This is a genomic window from Pedococcus sp. KACC 23699, assembly GCF_045348425.1.
GTDB lineage: Bacteria > Actinomycetota > Actinomycetes > Actinomycetales > Dermatophilaceae > Pedococcus.
Map to the genome: position 1 here is coordinate 2,087,982 of NZ_CP157483.1, position 20,033 is coordinate 2,108,014.

23 protein-coding genes, 1 tRNA gene and 1 other RNA gene are annotated in these 20,033 nt (G+C 71.4%); 16 read left to right on the forward strand and 9 right to left on the reverse strand.

Annotation, left to right across the window (positions count from 1 at the left end; translation table 11 throughout):
* The 12 genes from ABEG17_RS09785 (at position 1) to ABEG17_RS09840 (ending at position 10,227) form a co-directional block, all read left to right on the forward strand.
* Entirely contained in the window at positions 1 to 783 is a 783-nt protein-coding gene (locus tag ABEG17_RS09785; protein WP_406833096.1) for a motility protein A, read from the forward strand.
* Entirely contained in the window at positions 780 to 1,712 is a 933-nt protein-coding gene (locus ABEG17_RS09790; RefSeq protein ID WP_406833098.1) for an OmpA family protein, read from the forward strand. The genes ABEG17_RS09785 and ABEG17_RS09790 overlap by 4 nt, the downstream gene beginning before the upstream one ends.
* A 2-nt stretch (positions 1,713 to 1,714) precedes the next feature.
* On the forward strand, positions 1,715 to 2,176 hold the full coding sequence (gene fliL, locus ABEG17_RS09795) for a flagellar basal body-associated protein FliL (RefSeq protein WP_406833099.1): 462 nt from the start codon (positions 1,715 to 1,717) through the stop codon (positions 2,174 to 2,176).
* A gap of 144 nt (positions 2,177 to 2,320) precedes the next feature.
* Positions 2,321 to 3,193, forward strand: coding sequence for a flagellar motor switch protein FliM (locus tag ABEG17_RS09800; RefSeq protein WP_406833100.1), 873 nt, complete (start codon positions 2,321 to 2,323; stop codon positions 3,191 to 3,193).
* A gap of 29 nt (positions 3,194 to 3,222) precedes the next feature.
* Positions 3,223 to 3,651: a flagellar motor switch protein FliN gene (fliN, locus tag ABEG17_RS09805; RefSeq protein WP_406833101.1), complete on the forward strand. Its 429-nt coding sequence runs from the start codon at positions 3,223 to 3,225 to the stop codon at positions 3,649 to 3,651.
* Positions 3,648 to 4,643 (forward strand): flagellar biosynthetic protein FliO, encoded by a 996-nt coding sequence (locus tag ABEG17_RS09810; RefSeq protein ID WP_406833102.1) that lies wholly within the window; start codon positions 3,648 to 3,650, stop codon positions 4,641 to 4,643. The genes fliN and ABEG17_RS09810 overlap by 4 nt, the downstream gene beginning before the upstream one ends.
* Positions 4,636 to 5,616, forward strand: a complete 981-nt coding sequence (gene fliP, locus ABEG17_RS09815; protein ID WP_406833103.1) for a flagellar type III secretion system pore protein FliP — start codon at positions 4,636 to 4,638, stop codon at positions 5,614 to 5,616. The genes ABEG17_RS09810 and fliP overlap by 8 nt, the downstream gene beginning before the upstream one ends.
* A 16-nt stretch (positions 5,617 to 5,632) precedes the next feature.
* Complete coding sequence (locus ABEG17_RS09820; RefSeq protein ID WP_406833104.1) at positions 5,633 to 5,902, forward strand: flagellar biosynthetic protein FliQ; 270 nt, start codon at positions 5,633 to 5,635, stop codon at positions 5,900 to 5,902.
* Positions 5,902 to 6,678, forward strand: a complete 777-nt coding sequence (locus tag ABEG17_RS09825; RefSeq protein ID WP_406833105.1) for a flagellar biosynthetic protein FliR — start codon at positions 5,902 to 5,904, stop codon at positions 6,676 to 6,678. Before ABEG17_RS09820 ends, ABEG17_RS09825 begins: the two co-directional genes overlap by 1 nt.
* Positions 6,675 to 7,814 carry a flagellar biosynthesis protein FlhB gene (locus tag ABEG17_RS09830; RefSeq protein WP_406833106.1) on the forward strand — a complete coding sequence of 380 codons (1,140 nt, stop codon included), beginning with the start codon at positions 6,675 to 6,677 and terminating at the stop codon, positions 7,812 to 7,814. The genes ABEG17_RS09825 and ABEG17_RS09830 overlap by 4 nt, the downstream gene beginning before the upstream one ends.
* A gap of 51 nt (positions 7,815 to 7,865) precedes the next feature.
* Complete coding sequence (gene flhA / locus ABEG17_RS09835) at positions 7,866 to 9,920, forward strand: flagellar biosynthesis protein FlhA (protein ID WP_406833107.1); 2,055 nt, start codon at positions 7,866 to 7,868, stop codon at positions 9,918 to 9,920.
* Position 9,921: 1 nt separating this feature from the next.
* Complete coding sequence (locus ABEG17_RS09840; RefSeq protein ID WP_406833108.1) at positions 9,922 to 10,227, forward strand: hypothetical protein; 306 nt, start codon at positions 9,922 to 9,924, stop codon at positions 10,225 to 10,227.
* A gap of 27 nt (positions 10,228 to 10,254) precedes the next feature.
* On the opposite strand, the gene ABEG17_RS09845 is transcribed toward ABEG17_RS09840, so the two are convergent.
* Positions 10,255 to 10,647 carry a hypothetical protein gene (locus tag ABEG17_RS09845; protein ID WP_406833109.1) on the reverse strand — a complete coding sequence of 131 codons (393 nt, stop codon included), beginning with the start codon at positions 10,645 to 10,647 and terminating at the stop codon, positions 10,255 to 10,257.
* Between the two features lie 75 nt (positions 10,648 to 10,722).
* Between ABEG17_RS09845 and ABEG17_RS09850 the strand changes: the two genes are divergently transcribed.
* Complete coding sequence (locus ABEG17_RS09850) at positions 10,723 to 11,316, forward strand: GNAT family N-acetyltransferase (RefSeq protein ID WP_406833110.1); 594 nt, start codon at positions 10,723 to 10,725, stop codon at positions 11,314 to 11,316.
* A gap of 4 nt (positions 11,317 to 11,320) precedes the next feature.
* On the opposite strand, the gene ABEG17_RS09855 is transcribed toward ABEG17_RS09850, so the two are convergent.
* Both ABEG17_RS09855 and ABEG17_RS09860 read right to left on the reverse strand, forming a co-directional pair.
* Entirely contained in the window at positions 11,321 to 11,848 is a 528-nt protein-coding gene (locus tag ABEG17_RS09855) for a LytR C-terminal domain-containing protein (protein ID WP_406833111.1), read from the reverse strand.
* 54 nt (positions 11,849 to 11,902) lie between these two features.
* On the reverse strand, positions 11,903 to 12,199 hold the full coding sequence (locus tag ABEG17_RS09860; protein WP_056915827.1) for a type II toxin-antitoxin system VapB family antitoxin: 297 nt from the start codon (positions 12,197 to 12,199) through the stop codon (positions 11,903 to 11,905).
* Positions 12,200 to 12,319: 120 nt separating this feature from the next.
* Here ABEG17_RS09860 and ABEG17_RS09865 point away from each other — a divergent pair, with 120 nt between their 5' ends.
* Positions 12,320 to 13,930, forward strand: coding sequence for a helicase HerA-like domain-containing protein (locus ABEG17_RS09865; protein WP_406833112.1), 1,611 nt, complete (start codon positions 12,320 to 12,322; stop codon positions 13,928 to 13,930).
* A gap of 124 nt (positions 13,931 to 14,054) precedes the next feature.
* Here ABEG17_RS09865 and ABEG17_RS09870 read toward each other — a convergent pair whose 3' ends face one another.
* The 3 genes from ABEG17_RS09870 to ABEG17_RS09880 form a co-directional block, all read right to left on the reverse strand.
* Positions 14,055 to 14,270, reverse strand: coding sequence for a DUF559 domain-containing protein (locus tag ABEG17_RS09870; RefSeq protein ID WP_406833113.1), 216 nt, complete (start codon positions 14,268 to 14,270; stop codon positions 14,055 to 14,057).
* Between the two features lie 699 nt (positions 14,271 to 14,969).
* Entirely contained in the window at positions 14,970 to 15,893 is a 924-nt protein-coding gene (locus ABEG17_RS09875) for an AEC family transporter (protein ID WP_406833114.1), read from the reverse strand.
* Between the two features lie 10 nt (positions 15,894 to 15,903).
* On the reverse strand, positions 15,904 to 17,811 hold the full coding sequence (locus tag ABEG17_RS09880) for a propionyl-CoA synthetase (protein WP_406829300.1): 1,908 nt from the start codon (positions 17,809 to 17,811) through the stop codon (positions 15,904 to 15,906).
* Positions 17,812 to 18,014: 203 nt separating this feature from the next.
* On the opposite strand from ABEG17_RS09880, the gene ABEG17_RS09885 reads away from it, so the two are divergent.
* Positions 18,015 to 18,428 (forward strand): hypothetical protein, encoded by a 414-nt coding sequence (locus ABEG17_RS09885; protein ID WP_406829302.1) that lies wholly within the window; start codon positions 18,015 to 18,017, stop codon positions 18,426 to 18,428.
* Positions 18,429 to 18,450: 22 nt separating this feature from the next.
* Here ABEG17_RS09885 and ABEG17_RS09890 read toward each other — a convergent pair whose 3' ends face one another.
* From ABEG17_RS09890 to ABEG17_RS09900, 3 genes are all read right to left on the reverse strand, one after another.
* Complete coding sequence (locus ABEG17_RS09890) at positions 18,451 to 19,008, reverse strand: hypothetical protein (RefSeq protein ID WP_406829303.1); 558 nt, start codon at positions 19,006 to 19,008, stop codon at positions 18,451 to 18,453.
* 272 nt (positions 19,009 to 19,280) lie between these two features.
* Positions 19,281 to 19,368, reverse strand: a tRNA-Ser gene (locus ABEG17_RS09895).
* 41 nt (positions 19,369 to 19,409) lie between these two features.
* Positions 19,410 to 19,871 carry a DUF3817 domain-containing protein gene (locus ABEG17_RS09900; RefSeq protein WP_406829304.1) on the reverse strand — a complete coding sequence of 154 codons (462 nt, stop codon included), beginning with the start codon at positions 19,869 to 19,871 and terminating at the stop codon, positions 19,410 to 19,412.
* A 59-nt stretch (positions 19,872 to 19,930) separates the two neighbouring features.
* Between ABEG17_RS09900 and ffs the strand changes: the two genes are divergently transcribed.
* Positions 19,931 to 20,029, forward strand: an RNA gene (gene ffs / locus ABEG17_RS09905) — signal recognition particle sRNA small type.
* The last annotated feature ends 4 nt before the right edge of the window (positions 20,030 to 20,033 follow it).

Sequence of the window (20,033 nt, forward strand, 5' to 3'; positions counted from 1 at the left end):
ATGGAGATCGCCACCCTCCTCGGCATCGTCGTCGTCCTCGGGGCCGTCTTCGCCTCCCTCATCATGGAGGGGGCCTCGCCCACCTCCATCCTGCTCATGCCCCCGATCATCCTGGTCTTCGTGGGCAGCATCGGCGCCGCCATGGCCGGCGGCTTCATCACCGACATGGCCGTGATCGGCAAGCAGCTCGTCCGGGCGTTCACCGCCAAGGCGCCCAAGAGCGACGACGTCGTCGAGGAGCTCGTGGCCATGGCGGACATCGCCCGGCGCGAGGGCCTGCTGGCGCTTGAGGAGCGGGCCCGCAGCATCGAGGACCCCTTCCTGCGCGAAGGCATCGAGATGACCGTCGACGGCACCGACGCCGACGAGATCTACGACGTGCTGCACACCCAGATCTCCACCCGCCGCAAGCGCGACAAGCTCGGCATCAAGTTCTTCGCCGACATGGGCGGCTACGCCCCGACCATCGGCATCATCGGCACGGTCATCGGCCTCATCCACGTCCTGGGCAACCTCGACTCTCCCGCCACCCTCGGTGAGCTCATCGCCAGCGCGTTCGTCGCCACCCTCTGGGGCGTCATGAGCGCCAACGCGATGTGGCTGCCGATCTCCAGCAAGCTCAAGCGGGTCAGCGAGGCCGAGATCGGTCACATGGAGCTGCTGCTCGAAGGCGTGCTCGCCATCCAGTCGGGCACCAGCCCGCGCGTCGTGGAGAAGCGCCTCCGGGCGGCCCTGGCCGACGACGGCGCCGGTCGCGCCGAGCGGCCGGCGGAGGCGGCGTGAGCTCCCGGCCCGGCGGCGGCGGCGGCCGTCGTCGCGCCGAGGAGCACGAGGAGCCCGAGCACGAGAACGCCGAACGCTGGCTCCTCAGCTATGCCGACATGATCACCCTGCTCATGGCGCTGTTCATCGTGCTGTTCGCGATCAGCCAGGTCGACCAGGCCAAGCTCATCGCCCTGTCCAACGGGCTCGAGCAGTACTTCGGCGAGCCGGCCGCGGTCTCCAGCTCGACGGGCATCCTCAACGGCGGGGTCCAGGGGCAGCCCGACAGCAAGGCCGTCGGGCCGACCCGCCCGGAGAGCATCGTCCCCGTCCTGGTGAAGCCGACCACCTCCGGTCAGCCCACCGACGCCGGGAAGGGCAGCGGTCAGGCCGACGCCGGCAAGGGCCCGGGCAAGGGACCCGGCACCGGCACGTCCCAGAAGGACGACCTCACCGCCATCCGGGACCGGATCGCGAAGTCCTTGGCAGCCAAGGGCCTGTCGGGGTCGGTGCAGTTCCAGGTCCGGGACCACGGCCTGGTCGTCAACGTCGTCACCGACCGCGTGCTGTTCGACGCCGGCGAGGCGACGCTGCGGCCCGAGGGTCGCAAGGTGCTCGACGCCGTGGCCCCGATCCTGAAGACCCTGCCCAACGAGCTCACGGTCGAGGGACACACCGACAACGTGCCGATCTCGGGCCAGTTCCCCTCCAACTGGGAGCTGTCCACCGAACGAGCCACGACCGTCCTGCGCTACGTCCTCACCCGAGGAGTCAACGGCACCAGGATCTCCGCCTCCGGGTATGCCGACCAGCGTCCCCTCTCCTCGAACGCCACCGCCGCGGGCCGCGCCCGCAACCGCCGTGTGGCCATCGTCGTCCACGCCCTGGCCGACCCGGGCACCAGCTCGGCCGGGTCTGCCTCGTCCATCCCGTCCCTCCCAGGAGACTGACCATGTCCACCGCCACCGCAGCGGCCCCCGTGGCCGCCGCCCCCGAGCCGAAGGCCAAGGGCAAGAAGTCGTTGATCATGCTCGTCGTCGCAGCGGTCGTCCTCGCCGGCGCCGGCTACTTCTTCTTCCTCAAGCCGTCCGGTTCGGCCGCAGCCACGGAACCGGTCGCCGGCCCCGTCGTCGACCTCGAACCCCTGACCCTCAACCTGGCCGACGGCCGGTTCCTCAAGGTCGGCCTGTCGCTGCAGGAGACCGCCGACGCCGCCTCCAGCCACGGCAAGGACCCCCTCAACGGGGCCAAGGCCAGGGATGCCGCGATCGGCATCTTCGGCCAGCGCACCTATGCCGAGCTGCTCACCCCGAAGGGGCGCGAGGCGGCTCGCAAGGCCCTCGACGCCGAGGTCAAGAAGCGTTACGAGGGCGAGGTCATGAAGGTGTACCTCACCGAGTTCGTCATGCAGTGACCCCGCGTGGGTCGCGTGGCCCATCAGTCACCGGCCCCCTCTCGATCCCCACCCGCACCACCGCGCAGCGCGGTGGTGGTCACTCCTGACCCGAATTCAGGCAGAAGCCTCAGGAGCGTCCCGGACCTGCCGATCAGGGGGTTCGTGAGTGCCGAGCCGTTGTCCTACGACTTCCGCAGTCCTGGCCGGCTCAGTCGAGAGCGGGTGCGGGCCCTGCAGGTCGCGAACGAGACCTTCGCCCGTCAGCTGTCGACGGTGCTCTCGACGACCCTGCGGACGGTCGTGCACGCGCGGGTCCAGTCGGTGCGCCAGGTGACCTACGACGAGTACGTCCGCACCGTGCCCAACCCCAGCCTCCTGGCCGTGCTGACGTTCGCGAGCCAGCCCGGCTCCGCCCTGTTCCAGCTGCCCATGGGCGTGGTCATGAGCGTCATCGACCGGCTGCTCGGCGGTGCCGGGGGTCGCAACCAGCCCATCCGTGCGCTGAGCGAGATCGAGACCAGCCTCGTGCGTGACCTGGTGCAGCGCGTCGCCGCCGAGCTGACGTATGCGTTCGAGAACCTCGCGCCCGTCCGCGCCGGCCTCGACACCCTCGAGTCCAACACCCAGTTCCTCCAGATCGCGGCACCAGCCGACCCCGTGGTCTCCACCGAGGTCGAGATCCGTATCGGCGACCAGGCCGCCACGGCCACGCTCTGCATGACGCTGACCACCCTCAAGCCGATCCTGGCCTCGGTCCAGCAGGTCGCCGTGCAGGCGCCTGCAGACGGCCCGGTCGCGGTCGCGGCGCGCACGGTCGAGCAGCGGCTGCAGCAGGTCGAGATCGACGTCAGCGTCGCCTTCCGCGAGGTGACCCTCACCTCGGCCGAGGTCTTCTCGCTCGCCGTGGGCGATGTGGTCCCGCTTCGGCACCCCGTCGCCGAGCCCCTCGTCGTCGCCGCGGACGGCGTGCCCGTCGCCTCCGCCACGCCCGGCAGCCACGGCAAGCGGCTCGCCGCCCAGATCGTCACCTCGTGAACCACCCCGCCCCCACCGAAGGACACCCCATGACGTACTCCGAGACCCCCGTCGAGGACGCCCCGTTCGCCGTCGCGCCCGAGCGCCCGGTCCAGGACACGGTCGAGGCCTCGGTCGAGGACACGGTCGAGGACACAGCGGCCGTCGCCGCGGCCTTCCAGCCGCTCGTGGGTGGTTCACCGTTCGCCGAGGTCGACCCGCGTCGCCTGCACCTGCTGCGCGACGTCGAGATGGGCATCAGCGTCGAGCTCGGCCGCACCCGCATGAAGGTCCAGGAGGTCCTCTCGCTGGCCCCCGGTGTGGTCCTCGAGCTCGATCGCGCCGCGGGCAGCCCGGTCGACGTGCTCGTCAACGGCACCCTGATGGCCCGCGGCGAGGTCGTCGTCGTGGACGAGGAGTTCGCCGTCCGCATCACCGAGGTCGTCAGCGCCGACACGGACTCCCGGCCACGGGCATGACCGATGGCTCCATCGTGTGGGCGGTCCTGCGCCTGCTCGTGTCGTTGGGTGTCGTCCTCGTCCTGCTGGTGGCCCTCGCCCGCTGGGCCTCCAAGCGGGGGCTCGGCTCGGTGCGCCCGGGCAAGGCCACCGTCGACGTCGACGTGCTCACCCGTCGGAGCCTGGGCCGCAACTCGACCCTGCAGGTCGTCAAGGTCGGCAGCCAGGTCATGGTCCTCGGCGTCACCGAGCGCGGGGTGACCGTGCTCGGTGAGCTCGGTGAGGAGGACCTCGTGACGGTGGCGCGACCGCTCACGGTGGTCCCGTCGATCGGCCCGGCCGGCCCGGCCACCGCCCCCTCCTTCCTGTCCGCCGCCCTCCCGGCCGCCATCCGCCGCGTGCTGGGCGCTCCGGCCCCGGCCCCGCAGGCCGCCGCGGCCCCCGTCGCCCCCGCCGCTCCCGTTGCCCCGGTTGCCCCGGTTGCCACGGTTGCCCCGGTTGCCCCGGTTGCCGAGGTTGCTCCCGTCGCCCCCGTCGCCCCCGTCGCCCCCGTCGCCCCCGTCGCCCCGGCACCCGCCGCCACGACGCCCCCGTTCGTCTGGCCGGACGAGGCCATCACCACGGTCGCCATGCCCCCTGCCGACCCGTCGCCGACCTGGGCGATCGCCGAGAGCCGGGCGATGGCCCTGGCCGGGTTCGCGACCACCCCTGTCGAGACGGCCACCCGGCCGCTGGTCGAGACCCGCGCGGCCGCCCGCGAGGCCCGGCGCGCTGAGCAGGGCGCCAGGCGCGGCCGCGTCCGCAGGTCGCGTGCGGCTCGCGCGTCCACGGTCGCCCCGGTCGCCTCGCGGCAGGCCCTTGCGGGCAGCGGGCCGCGCCGGTCACGCACCATCGTCGCCGCGGACTCGCGCTCGGCCCGGCGTGACCAGCAGCGCACCGCGGAGGTCCCGGCCGGGTGGCCGTGGAACGCGGCTTCCCTCGTCCTCAGCGTCGGGCGCGGCCGCCGTGGCTGAGCTCCTCCGGGCGCCTCGGCAGCTGGCCGGGATGTCGTGGCTGCGGCGCGGTGTCGCCGTCGGCCTCCTCGCACTCTCGACGGTCGCGGTGTCCGCCGCCGCGGCCCAGGCCGCCGCACCTGCTGTGGCCGCCGGCGCCACCACCTCCGCGGTGTCCGCGACGCCGGTCACCCTGGTCGCTCCCGGTCTCGGTACGCCCCGGCTCCTCACGCCGACCGTGGTGACGGGGCTGTGGCTGCCGACGGCGACGATCCCGCCGGCTCCGGCGCCCTCTCCCTCGCCGTCGCCCTCCCCGAGCACGACGACGAGCGGCAACGTCTCGGTCTCGGTCGACCCCAGCCTCGGCAAGCCGAGCCAGACGGTCAGCATCATCCTGCTGCTCACCGTGCTCTCGGTCGCCCCCGCGCTCCTCGTCCTCTGCACGTCCTTCACCAAGATCATCGTCGTGCTGTCCCTGACGCGGAACGCGCTCGGCACCACGACGATCCCGCCGAACCAGGTGCTGGCCGGCCTGGCCCTCTTCCTCAGCCTGTTCATCATGTCGCCGGTCCTGTCGCAGATGAACGACGCCGGGGTGCAGCCCTACCTCAAGGGTCAGGTGACCCAGTCCCAGGCGTTCGACGCGGGGGTCAAGCCGCTGCGGCAGTTCATGATGAAGCAGACCCGCCCCGCCGAGCTGGCGACGATGGTCAAGCTGAGCGACCAGGCCGCGCCCGCGACCCCCGACGACGTGAAGCTCACGACCCTCATCCCTGCGTTCGTGCTCTCCGAGCTCAAGTCCGCCTTCATCATCGGCTTCGTCGTCTTCATCCCCTTCCTCGTGATCGACGTCGTCGTCAGCTCGGTGCTGATGTCGATGGGCATGATGATGCTTCCGCCTGCCCTGATCTCGCTGCCCTTCAAGCTGTTGCTCTTCGTCATGGTCGACGGCTGGAGCCTCATCGCGACCGCCCTCGTGCAGAGCTACCACTGAGAGGGGTGCACCGACCGTGACCGACTCCGACGTGGTGCACATCGGCCTCCAGGCGATGATCCTGGCGGCCAAGCTCTCCATGCCCGTGCTGCTCGTGGCGCTCGGCATCGGTTTCGGCGTCTCCCTGCTCCAAGCCGTCACCCAGGTGCAGGAGGTCACCCTCAGCTTCGTCCCGAAGCTGATCGGTGTCGCGACGGTCATCCTCGTCGCGGGGCACTGGATGCTCCAGGAGACGGTGGCCTTCACCAAGGGGATGTTCGCCCTGCTTCCCCAGCTGCTCAGCTGATGCGGGCGTCCCTGTCGGCGGAGACCCTCGTGGTGCTGCTGCTCGCCACGGTGCGAATGTCCGCGTTCTTCGCCATCGCCCCACCGTTCAGCAGCCGATCGGTGCCGGCCCGCGTCAAGGCCGGTATGGCGTTCGCCCTCGCCCTGTGCCTGCTCCCCACCCTCAGCTCCACGGGCCCGACCCTGGACCTCCCCGGCATCGCGGGCGCCACGCTGTGGCAGGTCGCCGTCGGGATGGTCATGGGGTTCGTCGTGCACGTCGCGGTCTCGGTCATCCAGGCAGCCGGCGAGCTCCTCGACCTGGCCAGCGGCTTCACCCTCGCCAGCCTCTACGACCCGCTGTCCAACGTGTCCAGCAGCATGTTCGGCCGGATCCAGCAGCTGCTCGCGATCACCTTGCTGTTCGCCGCCAACGGCCACCTCGTCCTCGTGCGCGGCCTGATGATGACGTTCCGGACGGTGCCCCTGCGGCCGTTGTCCATCGGGGACCTGTCCCGGCTGGCCACCGAGGACCTCGGCCGGTTCCTGGCGGGCGCCCTGCAGATCGCGGCGCCCGTCCTCGTCGTCCTCTTCCTCGCCGAGCTCGCCCTCGGGCTGGTCAGCCGCGCGGTGCCCACGCTCAACATCTTCGCCATGAGCTTTCCCGTGAAGATCATCCTCGCCATCTCACTCGCCGGCGTGGCCTTCGCCCTGCTGCCGGGCGCGGTCAGCCGGCTGCTCGACCAGGCCACCCACGACATGGTGTCGGTCGCCGCGATGATGGGGACGCGCTCGTGAGCGACAAGGCGTCCAAGACCGAGAAGCCCACCCCGCAACGCAAGCAGGAGGCCAAGCGGGACGGGCAGATCCCGCGGACCGCGGAGCTCAGCGCCTGGGTCGCGGTCCTCGTCGCCTCAGTGCTCGTCCCGAAGCTGGTCCGCGACCTCGCCGACCTCTTCCGCGACCTGCTGAGCGACCTCCAGCGCGTCATCGTCCAGCCGGACCCGGGCGTCGCCATCGGGGTGCTCAAGGACGCGGGGTCGCACAGCCTGCTCCTGCTGGCCCCGCTCCTGGGCGCGATGGTCGTCGCGGCGATCGTGAGCAACGCCGCCCAGGGCGGCATCCGCATCTACGCCAAGAAGTTCAAGCCGAAGTTCGAGACGCTCAACCCGGCCAAGGGCCTGAAGAACCTCGTGGGGGCGCACGCCGCGTGGCAGCTGGTCAAGACGCTGCTCAAGTTCGGGGTCTTCGGGTGGATCGGCTACCACTCCGTGCAGTCGGTGACCGAGCAGATCTCGACGAGCGGTGAGTGGTCCCTCGGCGCCTCCGTCGGCGCGGCGACCGGTGCCGCCCTGTCCATCCTGCGCGTCATCGCCGCGGTGGGGCTGGTCCTGGCGGCCGCGGACTACGTCATGGAGCGCCGCCGCATGAACTCCTCGCTCAAGATGAGCCTCGAGGACATCAAGCGTGAGAACAAGTCGGCCGAGGGCGACCCGCTGCAGAAGGGCATGATCCGCGGCAAGCAGCGCGAGATGAGCCGCAACCGGATGATGTCCGACCTCTCCTCGGCCGACCTCGTGCTCGTCAACCCCACCCACGTCGCCGTCGCGCTCGCCTACGAGCCGGGTCGCGGTGCCCCACGGGTCGTCGCCAAGGGTGCCGGCCTCGTCGCCGCGAAGATCCGTGAGGACGCCGTCGCCCTGCGGCTGCCCCTCGTTGAGGACGTGCCCCTGGCCCGCATGCTCTACCGCAACTGCCCGCTCGGGCACGAGATCCCGGCCGAGCTGTATGACGCCGTCGCCGCGGTGTTCGTCTTCGTCATGGGGCTGCGCCAGCGCGGGGCCGCGCGAGGGTTCCACCGCAACCCGCACGCGGCGCGGATGACGCCGGCGCAGCTGGCCGAAACCTCAGGTCCTCGTGCCCTGCGCCGATAGGAGGCATGCCATGACAGCTGCCGTCCCCCACTGCGTGCACGCCGAGCCCCGATGCTGAAGAACCGCATCGGGCAGATCGGCATCCCTGGGGGCATCGTCGCGATCGTCGTGATGATGGTGGTGCCGCTGCCGAGCGTCGTCCTCGACATGCTCCTCGCGGTCAACCTCACCTTCTCGGTGCTCATCCTGCTCGTGGCCCTCAACGTCAAGCGGCCCCTGGACTTCGCGGTCTTCCCGTCCCTGCTGCTCATCGGCACGCTGTTCCGGCTGGCGCTCAACGTCAGCGCGACCCGGCTCGTCCTGCTCGACGGGTTCGCCGGCAAGGTCATCGACGCCTTCGGCCACTTCGTCGTCGGCGGCTCGATCATCGTCGGCCTGGTCATCTTCATCATCCTCGTGGTCATCCAGTTCGTGGTCATCACCAACGGTGCCGGGCGAGTGGCGGAGGTCGGCGCGCGCTTCACCCTCGACGCGATGCCCGGCAAGCAGATGGCGATCGACGCCGACCTGAACTCCGGCCTGATCGACGAGGACGAGGCGCGTCGCCGCCGCGCCGACGTCTCGGCCGAGGCCGACTTCTACGGCGCGATGGACGGCGCCTCCAAGTTCGTCAAGGGCGATGCGATCGCCGCCATCGTCATCACCCTGGTCAACCTCATCGGTGGCCTCATCATCGGTGTCGTCCAGCGCGGCGAGAGCATCACGGACGCGATGGCGACCTACAGCCTCCTGTCGGTGGGCGACGGGCTCGTCTCGCAGATCCCCGCGTTGCTCATGTCGATGTCGACCGGCCTCATCGTCACCCGTGCGACGACCGCCCAGGACATGGGCAGCGACCTCGTCGCCCAGTTCGGCGCCCAGCGACAGGCGGTGCAGCTCGCGGGCGTCGCCGTCGGCGCTCTCGCCCTCATCCCGGGCCTGCCCAAGCTGCCGTTCATCCTCGTCGGTGGGGCGGCCCTCATCATCGCCCGCCAGCTCCCCAAGCCCGGTGAGAAGGAGGCGGCTGAGGAGCGTGCCGCGGCCGCCGCCCTGCCGCCCGGTCCGTCTGCGGACAGCCCCGAGGTGCTCGCGCACGACATCCGGGTCGAGCCGCTCGAGCTCGAGCTCTCCTACGACCTCATCGGCCTGGTCGACACCAGCTCGGGCGGTGACCTGCTCGACCGCGTCAAGGCGTTGCGCCGCAAGCTCGCCCACGAGCTCGGGATCGTCATCCCGCTGGTGCGGACCCGCGACAACATCGACCTGCCGCAGCACACCTATGCCATCCGCCTGCACGGCGTCGAGGTCGCCCGCGGAGTCGCCCCGGCCGGGATGGTGCTGGCGATCGGCGACCACCTCGACGCCCTCGAGGGCACGCCGACCCGCGAACCCGTGTTCGGCCTCGAAGCCAAGTGGGTGCCGGTGACCCAGCGTGGTCGGGCCGAAGCCGTCGAGGCCACCGTCGTCGACCGGTCCTCCGTCGTCACCACACACCTCGCGGAGACGGTGCGCCAGCACGCCCACGAGCTGCTCGGCCGCGAGGACGTCAAGCTGCTCGTCGAGGCGGTCCGCGCCACGCACCCGGCCGTCGTCGAGGAGATGACGCCGTCACCGCTCACCCTCGGCGAGGTCCAGCGCTGCCTGCAGGGCCTGCTCGCCGAGAGCGTCGGCATCCGCGACCTGGTCAGGATCTTCGAGGCCCTGTCCCTGCGGGCCCGCGTCAGCACCGACCCGGACGGCCTGGTCGAGGCGGCCCGTCTCGCCCTCGGCCCGGCCATCGCCTCCTCGCACGCGGTCGGTGGCGAGCTGCACGTCCTCACCTTCGAGCCGCGACTCGAGCAGCGACTGCTCGAGTCCCTGCGCGGCGGGGAGAACGGCGTCCAGCTCCTCGTCGACCCCTACTTCGCGGAGCGGCTGGCGACCGAGGCCGTCCGCGTCTCCCAACAGGCCGAGCAGTCGGGTGTCCAGCCGGTGCTCGTCTGCGCCCAGCCGTTGCGGCGGGCGGTCCGCCGCCTCGTCGAACCAGGCGCACCGCAGCTCGCGGTGCTCGCCTACTCAGAGCTCGGCGGCCACCTGCGCCTGACCACGGCAGGGGTCGTCGACGTCGTGGAGAGCGTGGTGTCCTGACATGGCCTCGACCACCGGCCCGAGCCGCTACAGGTCCAGCGTGCTGCTCGGCGCGATGCTGTTCGCCCCCGCTGCCTTCCTCGTCCTGCACGGCAACCTGTCGGTCAACCAGGCGCTGGTGCGTTTCGGCTGTGCCCTGCTGTTCGCAATGGTCGGCACGGCCGTGGTGCTCTCCAGCATGCCGACGCCGGTCCGTCCGGGGGCCGAGGACCATGCCGGCGACGGGTCGGGCACGGCTGCCCACGTCACCGAGACCACGACCTCGATGGGTGTGCCCGTGGTCCCGGTGACCCAGCCCGCCGGCTGAGGCCCGGAACCGCGCCGGAGGTGACGGTCAGACGAGGCTGAGCAGCGCCTCGGCATACGCGCACTCGGTGTCGGCGGCGCGGAACGTCGCCCGGCCGTCGGCGCCGGTCACCTCGACCACCCAGGTGTCGCCGTCGCGGTGCAGGCCGGCGAACCGGTCTCCCAGCAGCTCGCGGAGCTGGTCCTCGCGCGGGAGCCACAGGGCGGTGTCGAGCGTGACGGAGTCCAGGGCCCACTCGGTCGTGCCGTTGAAACCCAGCAGTGGCTGGCCCTTGAACGTCAGCACGTCGATGGTGAGGTGGCTGATCCAGAAGACTTCACCCGCGACGTTCGGCTGGTCGATGGTGAACCGGTCGCCGGGGGTCGGCTCCCAGAGCACGCCCCCCTCGACCAGGCTCCGCGCCAGCTCGACGGTGATCATGCTGGGAGCCTACGTCGGCACGGCACCCCGCGTCCCGGTTCGCCGACGAGCCCGACGATGCGGCACCGTGGGCGCATGCCGCAGCCCCTCCTCCAGACCGCCCGCCTCGACCTCGTGCCGCTCGCCGACGACCACCTCGAGCTCGAGGTGGAGCTGGACTCCGATCCCGAGGTGCTGCGTTTCCTGTGGGGCCGGCCCCGGACGCGGGAGGAGGTCGAGCGCAACCACCACCAGCGGCTCGCCCGCGCCGGGATTGTCGACGGGCTCGGGATGTGGGTCGGCTTCCTGCGCTCGGTCGAGGGTCCTGCCCGGCAACGGTTCGTCGGTCTGTGGATGCTCACGCCACCCCACGGCCCGAGCCAGGAGCCGGTGGTCGGCGAGGCCGACCTCGGCTACCGCGTCCTGCGGCGGCACTGGCGGCAGGGCTACGCCAGCGAGGGGTCGCGCGAGCTGCTCCGACACGGGTTCGAGGTGGTGGGCCTGACCCGGGTCTTCGCTCAGACGATGGCCGTCAACGCGGGCTCCCGCGCCACGATGACGAGCATCGGCATGCAGTTCGCCCGGGGGTTCCACGAGCAGCACGACGAGCCGGTGCCGGGCAGCGAGCAGGGCGAGGTCGAGTACGAGCTGCGCCGGGAGGACTGGGCCCCGCGCGGGACGGCCGGCTGACGGGTCAGCAGCCCCCGGGCTGGGTGGCCGTGGGCTTCGGTGTCGCCTTGGGGGCCGCGGCCAGCTTCGTGAACTTCACGCCGAGGACGAGGTCGACCGAGGAGTCGGTGCGGCTGTCCTTGACCGCCTTCGAGCCCTTGACCAGCCCGAGGGCGAGCTTGCTCGCCTTCGCGCCACTCGGTCCGAACCGCACCTCGGCGGCGCCGGCGACCTTGCGCTGCAACGGGTCGTTGGTCACGGTGGCCACGCGGAAGCCGCGCTTGCGGATCTCGGTCGCGGTCTTGGCCGCCAGGCCCGCTCGGTCGGTCGCGTTGTAGACGTTGAGCGTCACCTGCGCCGGCAGCAGTGGTCCTGCGGTCGGGGTGCACGTCGGTCGCGGGACCGCCCGGGTGTGGTCGGACGCCTCGTAGTAGGAGTAGGCGTACCAGAAGGCGAAGAACAGCATGAGCACCGCGAGCCCGAGGGTGACCAGGGCACGGCGACGTCGTCTGCGACGGGAGCTCGATGCCCCCGACTCGACGATGTAGCTCACACCCACCTCCGCCTGTGTCAGGCGCCCCGGTGCGACGCCGACCTGCTGCGGGGGCTAGTCAAGCACGAGGACGCGCGCGTGCAGGGTAGGTCGCTGCTGAAGGGCGGCGCGCAGGGCGCGGTGCAGGCCGTCCTCGAGGTAGAGGTTGCCCTCCCACTCCACGACGTGCGCGAACAGGTCGCCGTAGAACGTCGAGTCCTCGGCGAGCAGCTGCCCGAGGTCGAGGGTGCGCTTGGTGGTGATCAGCTCCTCGAGGCGGACCATGCGCGGGGGCACCTCGGCCCAGTCCCGCGGCGAGTCCTTGCCGTGGTCCGGATACGGCTTTCCCTCGCCCACCTTCTTGAAGATCACCCAGCCACCATAGGGGTATGGCGCGCGTGGCCCCAGCCGCGCTCAGCAAGGCCCCAGCCGCACCAGGCGTGCTCGCGTTGGCCCTGCGCGGGGTCCGGGGGCCGCACTAGAGTGCCGAAGGTGACCGAGAACGCGAGTCCCGAGCCGTCCGCGCAGTCCTCCGAGCAGCTCGATGCGATCCGCGCGGGCTACGCCTTCACCGGAGGGGCGCTCCTGTTCGGGGCCGCCGTCATCGACGGCACGGCCCACCCCGATGCACCGGTCAAGGTGCCGCTGGCGACGCTCAACCGGCACGGCCTCGTGGCCGGGGCCACCGGCACCGGCAAGACCAAGACGTTGCAGCTCATGGCCGAACAGCTGTCCGGCCAGGGTGTCCCGGTCTTCCTCGCCGACGTCAAGGGAGACCTGTCCGGCATGGCCACGGCCGGTGTCGCCAACGACCGGATCACCAGCCGCTCGACCGAGGTCGGGCAGCAGTGGGTGGGCACGGCATACCCGACCGAGTTCCTCTCCCTCGGCGGCCTCGGGCACGGCATCCCGATCCGCGCCACGATCACGTCGTTCGGCCCGACGCTGCTCTCGAAGGTGTTGGGGCTGAACGACACCCAGGAGTCGAGCCTCGGCCTGGTCTTCCACTACGCCGACAAGAACGGGCTCGCACTGCTCGACATCAAGGACCTGCGCGAGGTCGTCTCCTTCCTCACCTCCGACGAGGGCAAGGCCGACCTCAAGTCGCTGGGCGGCCTCTCGTCGGCGACGGCCGGCGTCATCCTGCGTGAGCTGATCGCGTTCTCCGACCAGGGCGCCGACGCGTTCTTCGGCGAGCCGGAGTTCGACACCTCCGACCTGCTGCGCACGGCTGCCGACGGCAAGGGGCTGGTGACCTGCCTGGAGCTGCCCGCGGTGCAGGACCGTCCGGCGCTGTTCTCGACGTTCCTCATGTGGCTGCTCGCCGACCTCTTCCACGACCTGCCCGAGATCGGTGACGCCGACAAGCCGAAGCTCGTCTTCTTCTTCGACGAGGCCCACCTGCTGTTCGCCGACGCGAGCAAGGCGTTCCTGTCGGCGATCGAGCAGACCGTACGGCTCATCCGGTCCAAGGGGGTCGGCGTCTTCTTCGTCACCCAGAGCCCGAAGGACGTGCCGAGCGGGGTGCTCGCCCAGCTCGGCAACCGCGTCCAGCACGCCCTGCGCGCCTACACCCCCGAGGACGCCAAGGCGCTCAAGGCCGCGGTGTCTACCTACCCCCACAGCGGGTACGACCTCGAGGAGCTGCTGACCAACCTCGGCACCGGCGAGGCCGTCGTCACGGTGCTGTCCGAGAAGGGCGCGCCGACCCCGGTGGCGTGGACCCGCATGATCGCGCCGCAGTCACTCATGGCGCCGTCCGACGAGGCCACGGTCACCGGGCTCATCGCCGCCTCACCGTTGTCGACCAAGTACGCCGCGGTCGTCGACCGGGAGTCGGCGTACGAGAAGCTCCAGGCCCGCCTCAACCAGGCGCCTGCCGCGCAGGCCGCCCCCGCCCCCGGCGCGCCGGTCCCGGCGCCGGCCGCGCCTTCCCAGGCGCCGGCCGCGCCCAAGCCGGCCCGTCCGGCCAAGGCGGAGCCCAGCATCGTCGAGCAGGTCGTGCAGTCCAGTGCGTTCAAGTCCGCGCTGCGGTCGGCCGGCACGGTGCTCGGTCGTGAGATCACCCGCTCGATCTTCGGCACCGCCCGCCGCTCCCGCTGATCCTGCGGCGCCCGTCTTCCCGCAGGACACGACCAGTCAACGACACACCACCTCGCGCCGGACGCGCCATACGCCTTGATGCCCACGCTGAGAGGTATGGCGTGTCGCCGGCCGGTCGGCCGGCTCACCCTTGTCGTTGCGCGACGGCGCGAGCGATCACCGTCCTGACCCAGTCCGGTCGGTTCATGACCTGGGTCCAGCTGAAGCGCAGGACCAGCCACCCGTCGGCCGCCAATCGGCTGTACCTCGCGCAGTCACGGTCGAAGACCTCACGCTCTGTGTGGAACTCGACGCTCTCGCCCTCCACGACGATGCGCAGCGCACGATCGGCGAGATCCACCCGCCCGGCTGGCGGTCGAGCCCTTCGACCCGTGCAAGGAGGCTCGCACGGTCCACACCGGCGCGCAGGGCCGAGTCGGCGACGGCCAGGGCTTCGGAGAACGCGAGGAGGACAGCACAGTCCAGCACCGTGCGCTCGCGTCCGGTCACCCAGCCGTCGACCACATCCTCGGGCGGGATCGCCCGCCAGCGCACGTCATATACGGCTGTCGTCGCTCGGCCGTCAGGCGGCGTCCACGCCGGACGGCAACCTGCGGCCGGCGCGGTTCCCACTGCCGGGCCCATCCCCAGTGGGCGGCCGCGCTCAGGAGGATCGCGACGCCCCCGAGGGCCTGGGCCGCCCGCCGCGCCTCGAGGTCGGTGGGCAGTGCCTAACGACCCCAAGCGACCCGGTGCACGTCCCCCGACCGCACCGATCGGTCCAGCTCGGCCCTCGTCACGTGGAGCAGCAGCACCGAGCGGCCCGACACCCCGCCCAGTCGGGTCAGAGCCTCGCGTGTGGTCGTCCCCCCGTGCGGCCATGGTCGAGTGTGACCGCCAGGGCGGGGCGTGCTCGGAGTTGTCCCCAGGTGGCCCAGTCGGCGACACACCTGGCTCCGCCCGGTCGTCGGCTGACCAACACCCCCATGCCTGCACCAGCAGGTGTGTCGCCGCCTGGCCGTCGGCGAAGGCGGTCGGCCCGGTGACGTGGCGCGCTCGCCTAGCCGAGGACGGCGGCGGCCAGCAGGATGACCGGGACCGCGCCCACCGTGGTGATGAGGATGGTGTCGCGGGCCAGCACCGTGCCGCGGCCGTAGCGCGTGGCGTGGACGAAGATGTTCTGCGCCGTCGGCAGGGCCGAGGTGACGACGATGGCCAGCAGCGCGTGTCCGTGGACCCCGAGGACGACCGCGCCGACGAACCACGCGACCGCCGGCTGGAGCAGCAGCTTGATCGTCGAGGTCGTCGCGAGCTCGGCCAGAGAACCCGCCTTCCCGAGCCCGGGTCCGAGGCGCAGGGCGATGCCGTACGCGATGAGCATCGACGGCACGGCCATGTTGCCGATGAGCGCGAGCGGGTCGGCGACGATCGGCGGAAGGGTCCACCCCGTCAGCGACAACCCGAGCCCGGCGAGCGACCCCAGCGTCAGCGGGTTCTTGAACGGTCGCCCGACCACCTGCCACACCGACGTCGGGCGGCCCCGGGCGTCGGCGTCGAGCAGCGACAAGGCCAGCGGCTGGAGCACGAGCAGCTGGAGCAGCAAGGTCGGTGCGACCAGGGCCGCGTCCCCGAGGACATAGCTGGCCACAGGGATGCCGAGGTTCCCGGCATTGACGTATGACGCGCACAGCGCGCCGATGGTCCCCTCACCGAGGCCGCGGTGCCAGACCCAGCGGGCCAGGGCGGCATACAGGGCGACGCACACGACCACGGCGGTGCCGGAGGCGACGAGGTTGGCCGACAGCACGGCGTGCACGTCAGCCCGGCCGAGGGTGATGACCATGAGCGCGGGGCTGGCCACGAAGAACGCGAGCCGCGAAAGGAGCTGCTGCGCACCGAGATCGACCACACGCAGGTGGGCGAGCAGCGCACCGACGCCGATGACGACGGCGATGGTGACGAACCCGGTGAACACTCCCTGCACAGGCAGGAGGTTAGGTCGTCGGCCTCAGCACGGGGGCGAGCGTCTCGAGGACGCCGGCGTCCTCGATGGTCCCGGGGACGACCGGGGTCCTGCCGTCGGCCATCTCGCGCATCGTCTTGCGCAGGATCTTGCCGGACCGGGTCTTGGGCAGGGCGCTGACGATGTCGACCTGTCGCAGGGAGGCCACGGCACCCACCTCGTCGCGGACCCGCTGCACGAGCTCGGCCCGGATTCGTTCCCCCTCGGTCTCGACGTCGATCCCGGACTTGAGGACGACCAGCCCGCGCGGGACCTGGCCCTTGAAGTCGTCGGCCACCCCGATCACCGCGCACTCGGCGACCGCGTCGTGCCCGGCCAGGGCCGCCTCGATGGAGCCGGTCGACAACCGGTGCCCCGCGACGTTGAGGACGTCGTCGGTGCGGCCCATGACGTAGAGGTAGCCGTCCTCGTCGACCAGGCCACCGTCCCCGGTGAGGTAGTAGCCGTCGAACGCCGACAGGTAGCCGGCGACGTACCGCTCGTCGTCGCGCCACAGGGTCGGGAGGGTGCCGGGAGGCATCGGCAGCTTGAGGCAGATCGCCCCCTCGGTGCCGGCGGGCACCTGGCGGCCCCGGTCGTCGAGGACGTGCACGGCATACCCGGGGGCGGGCACGGTGGGGGAGCCCGGCTTGAGCGGCATCGGTTCGAGGCCACGCAGGTTCGAGGCGATCGGCCATCCGGTCTCGGTCTGCCACCAGTTGTCCACGACGGGCACGCCGAGCCGCTGCGAGGCCCACTCCCAGGTGTCGGGGTCGAGGCGTTCGCCGGCGAGGAACACCGTCTCCAGCGACGAGAGGTCGTGCTCGGCGATGAGCCGTCCCTCGGGGTCCTCGCGGCGGATGGCCCGGTAGGCGGTCGGCGCGGTGAACATCGCCTTGACGCGGTAGTCCTCGATGATCCGCCAGAACGCGCTCGCGTCCGGCGTCCCGACCGGTTTCCCTTCGTACAGAACGGTGGTCGCGCCGGTGAGCAGCGGCGCGTAGACGATGTAGGAGTGGCCGACGACCCAGCCCACGTCGCTGGCGGTGAACCACGAGTCGCCGGGGCCGATGCCGTAGACGTTCTCCATCGACCAGCGCAGGGCGACGGCGTGGCCACCGTTGTCACGGACGATGCCTTTGGGCCGCCCGGTCGTGCCCGAGGTGTAGAGGATGTAGAGCGGGTCGGTCGCGGCGACCTCGACGCAGTCGGCAGGCTCGGCGTCTGCGACGAGCTCTTCCCAGTCGAGCTCCTCCCAGTCGGTGTCGCGCTCGCCGACCGCTGCCCGGGCCTGCTCGCGCTGCAGCACGATGACCGACTCGGGCTTGTGGCTGCTGCGGTCCAGGGCCGCGTCGAGCATCGGCTTGTACTCCACGACGCGGGTCGGCTCGATGCCGCAGCTCGCGGAGACGATGACGGTCGGCTTGGCGTCCTCGATGCGGGCCGCGAGCTCGGCCGGCGCGAACCCGCCGAACACCACCGAGTGCACCGCCCCGATCCGCGCGCACGCGAGCATGGTGATGACGGCCTCCGGCACCATCGGCATGTAGACGATGACGCGGTCACCCTTGTCGACCCCGAGCGAGGCCAGCGCGCCGGCGAACGTCGCGACGCGGTCGAGCAGCTCGGCATACGTGAAGGTCTGCCTGGTGGCAGCCACCGGGCTGTCGTAGTGGAGGGCGGCCTGGTCGCCGCGGCCGGCGGCGACGTGCCGGTCGAGGGCGTTGAAGCAGGTGTTGAGCGTGCCGCCGGTGAACCAGCGGTAGAAGGGTGGCCGGTCGTCGTCGAGGACGCGCGGGGGCGGCGTGATCCAGTCGATCGCCTGCGCGGCACGGCCCCAGAAGGCGTCCGGGTCGGCCAGGCTCTCGTCGTATGCCGCGCGGTAGGCACCGTTGCTCATGGCCCCATCGTGGGACTCCCGCGGCGTTCGCGCCACAGTCCGTGGTCCACGGTGCGGCCGAAGCGGCGCCCGACGCGCTGAACGGTCGCGCCCTCCAGGTACGCCGTTTGCAGGTTGAGCAGGTCTCTGACCACCGGGATCATCGCCAGCCCGAGGTGGGGGAGGGCTCCTCGCCCTGGGACGTGATCAGCCTGGAGGCAAGCATGCAGGGCACTGGACGTCCCCTCGCCATCGCGGGTGCGGCGCTCTCGCTGGTCAGCGGTGCGCTCGCGGTCTCGGCCAGCCTCGACGCCCAGGCGGGGTCGGGTCGGTTCCCGGTCGGCGCGCATGACGGTATGGCGCCCGGCTCGGTGCCCGCCTTGCTGTTCCTCGTCGGCCTGTTCGTCGTCGGGATCGGGGCTGCCGTCCACGACGGCAAGGAGCTGCGGCGTCCTGCCGCCCTGCCGCCCACGTCGACAGGCAGGTCCCCGCGCGCAGTGCCCCGCCCGGTACGCAGCGCATCCCACCCCGTACGCAGCGCGCCCCACCCCGTCCGCACCGCATCCCGCCCGGTACGCGGACGGCGCACCTCATCCGGCACGCGCCTCGAGGTGGTCGGCGCCGCGCGCAGGCGCTGACCACGCATCTACCTGCGCCGGGTCAGTCCTCGGGCGTGGTGCTGTAGCGGATCCAGGCCGAGGAGTCCTTCTGCCACAACAGCACGAGTGCCCACACCCCGAGCATCAGCAGGGCGATCGGGAGGACCCGCGCCAGCACCCCGGCGGTTGGCAGGAGGCCGCCGAAGAACACGCCGAGCGCCACGGCCATGAACACGCAGGCGATCCAGCGTCCCCACCTCGATCCCTGCCGGGTCGCCTTGGCCATGGTGAACCACGCCGTGGCGGAGACGATCGCGTAGACGACCGAGATCGTCAGGCTCAGCGTGACGATCTGGTCGAGGTCGGCCGCGCTCGCGGCTACGCCCTGGGCACGGGCCTCCCCGGCGAAGGCCGCCCTCAGGTCGCTCCTGGTGAGAAGGGCGCGAGGGATCTCGAGGAGGCTGAGCACCCCGGCGAACTGCATGACCCGCACGGCCTCGGTGATCGAGCGCGGGGGCACGACGGGAGTGCCCGGCCGCCACACCGGTGTCTCGGGACGTCGGCCGTCACCGGCGCCATCCTGGCTGAGCACGCCCCGCCACGAGATCTGCCGCGCCATCTGCCCTCCGTCGTCTCAGGTGCCGACCGCCGGGCGCGGAGCACCCGGTCGGTACCTGCCCGGCGTCGCTGAGCGCGCGAGCACGGTGCACCCCGTGCGCCAATCCTCCCCCACGAGTCCTCCTCGGACCAAGGCCGACCGGCCGCACGCGACGGCCGGTTCGAGGTGAGCTCGCCACGAGACCGTCGGCGAGCTCACCTCGAACGGCGACTCGAACCATCGGCACCCGGACATGAGAAAGGGCCCCTCGCGTGCTCGGGGCCCTACTCGTGTGGCGGAGGATAGGGGATTCGAACCCCTGAGAGCTTTCACTCAACACGCTTTCCAAGCGTGCGCACTAGGCCACTATGCGAATCCTCCGCGGGCGAGGCTACACGGGCTGGGGCCGTGTCCTGAAATCGTCAGCTGGAGGAGCTCGCGGGAGGCCCGACGAGCAGGGCCACGGTGGTCAGTGCGGCCACTGCCAGCAGGGCGACGGCGGCCGCAGCGACGGGTCGCGCGAGCATCCAGGCCTGCACCTTCTCGGGCACCGAGCGCGGCGCCTCGCCCCCGGAGGCGAGCCTCCAGCCGCCCTCGAGGAGGTCGCGCCGCTCGGCCCACCGGTCGAACCACACCGTCATGAACGGCGGCACCGCGCTGACGAGACCGAGCAGCGTCACGCGGGCGGACCAGCGCTGGTTGACGGCGACGAACACCGTGGCGAGGCAGTAGGCGATGAACACGACACCGTGAACCATGCCGAAGACCTGCACGCCGAGCTCGGTCGTCCTCGTGCCGTACTTGAGGACCATGCCGGTCAGCAGGAGCGCCCAGGTGGTTGCTTCGGCGATGGCCAGACGGCGGAACAGCACCAGCGGAGTCATGGGCACCAGTGTCTCAAGAGGGGATTCGCTGCCACGGCACGGCCCCGTCTACACTTGCCGCAGGCACCCCGCGTGGTGGTACCTCTCCGAACTCCCCCAGGGCAGGAATGCAGCAAGGGTAGGAGAGCTCTTCCAGGTACGCGGGGTGTCCCTCTTCGTTCC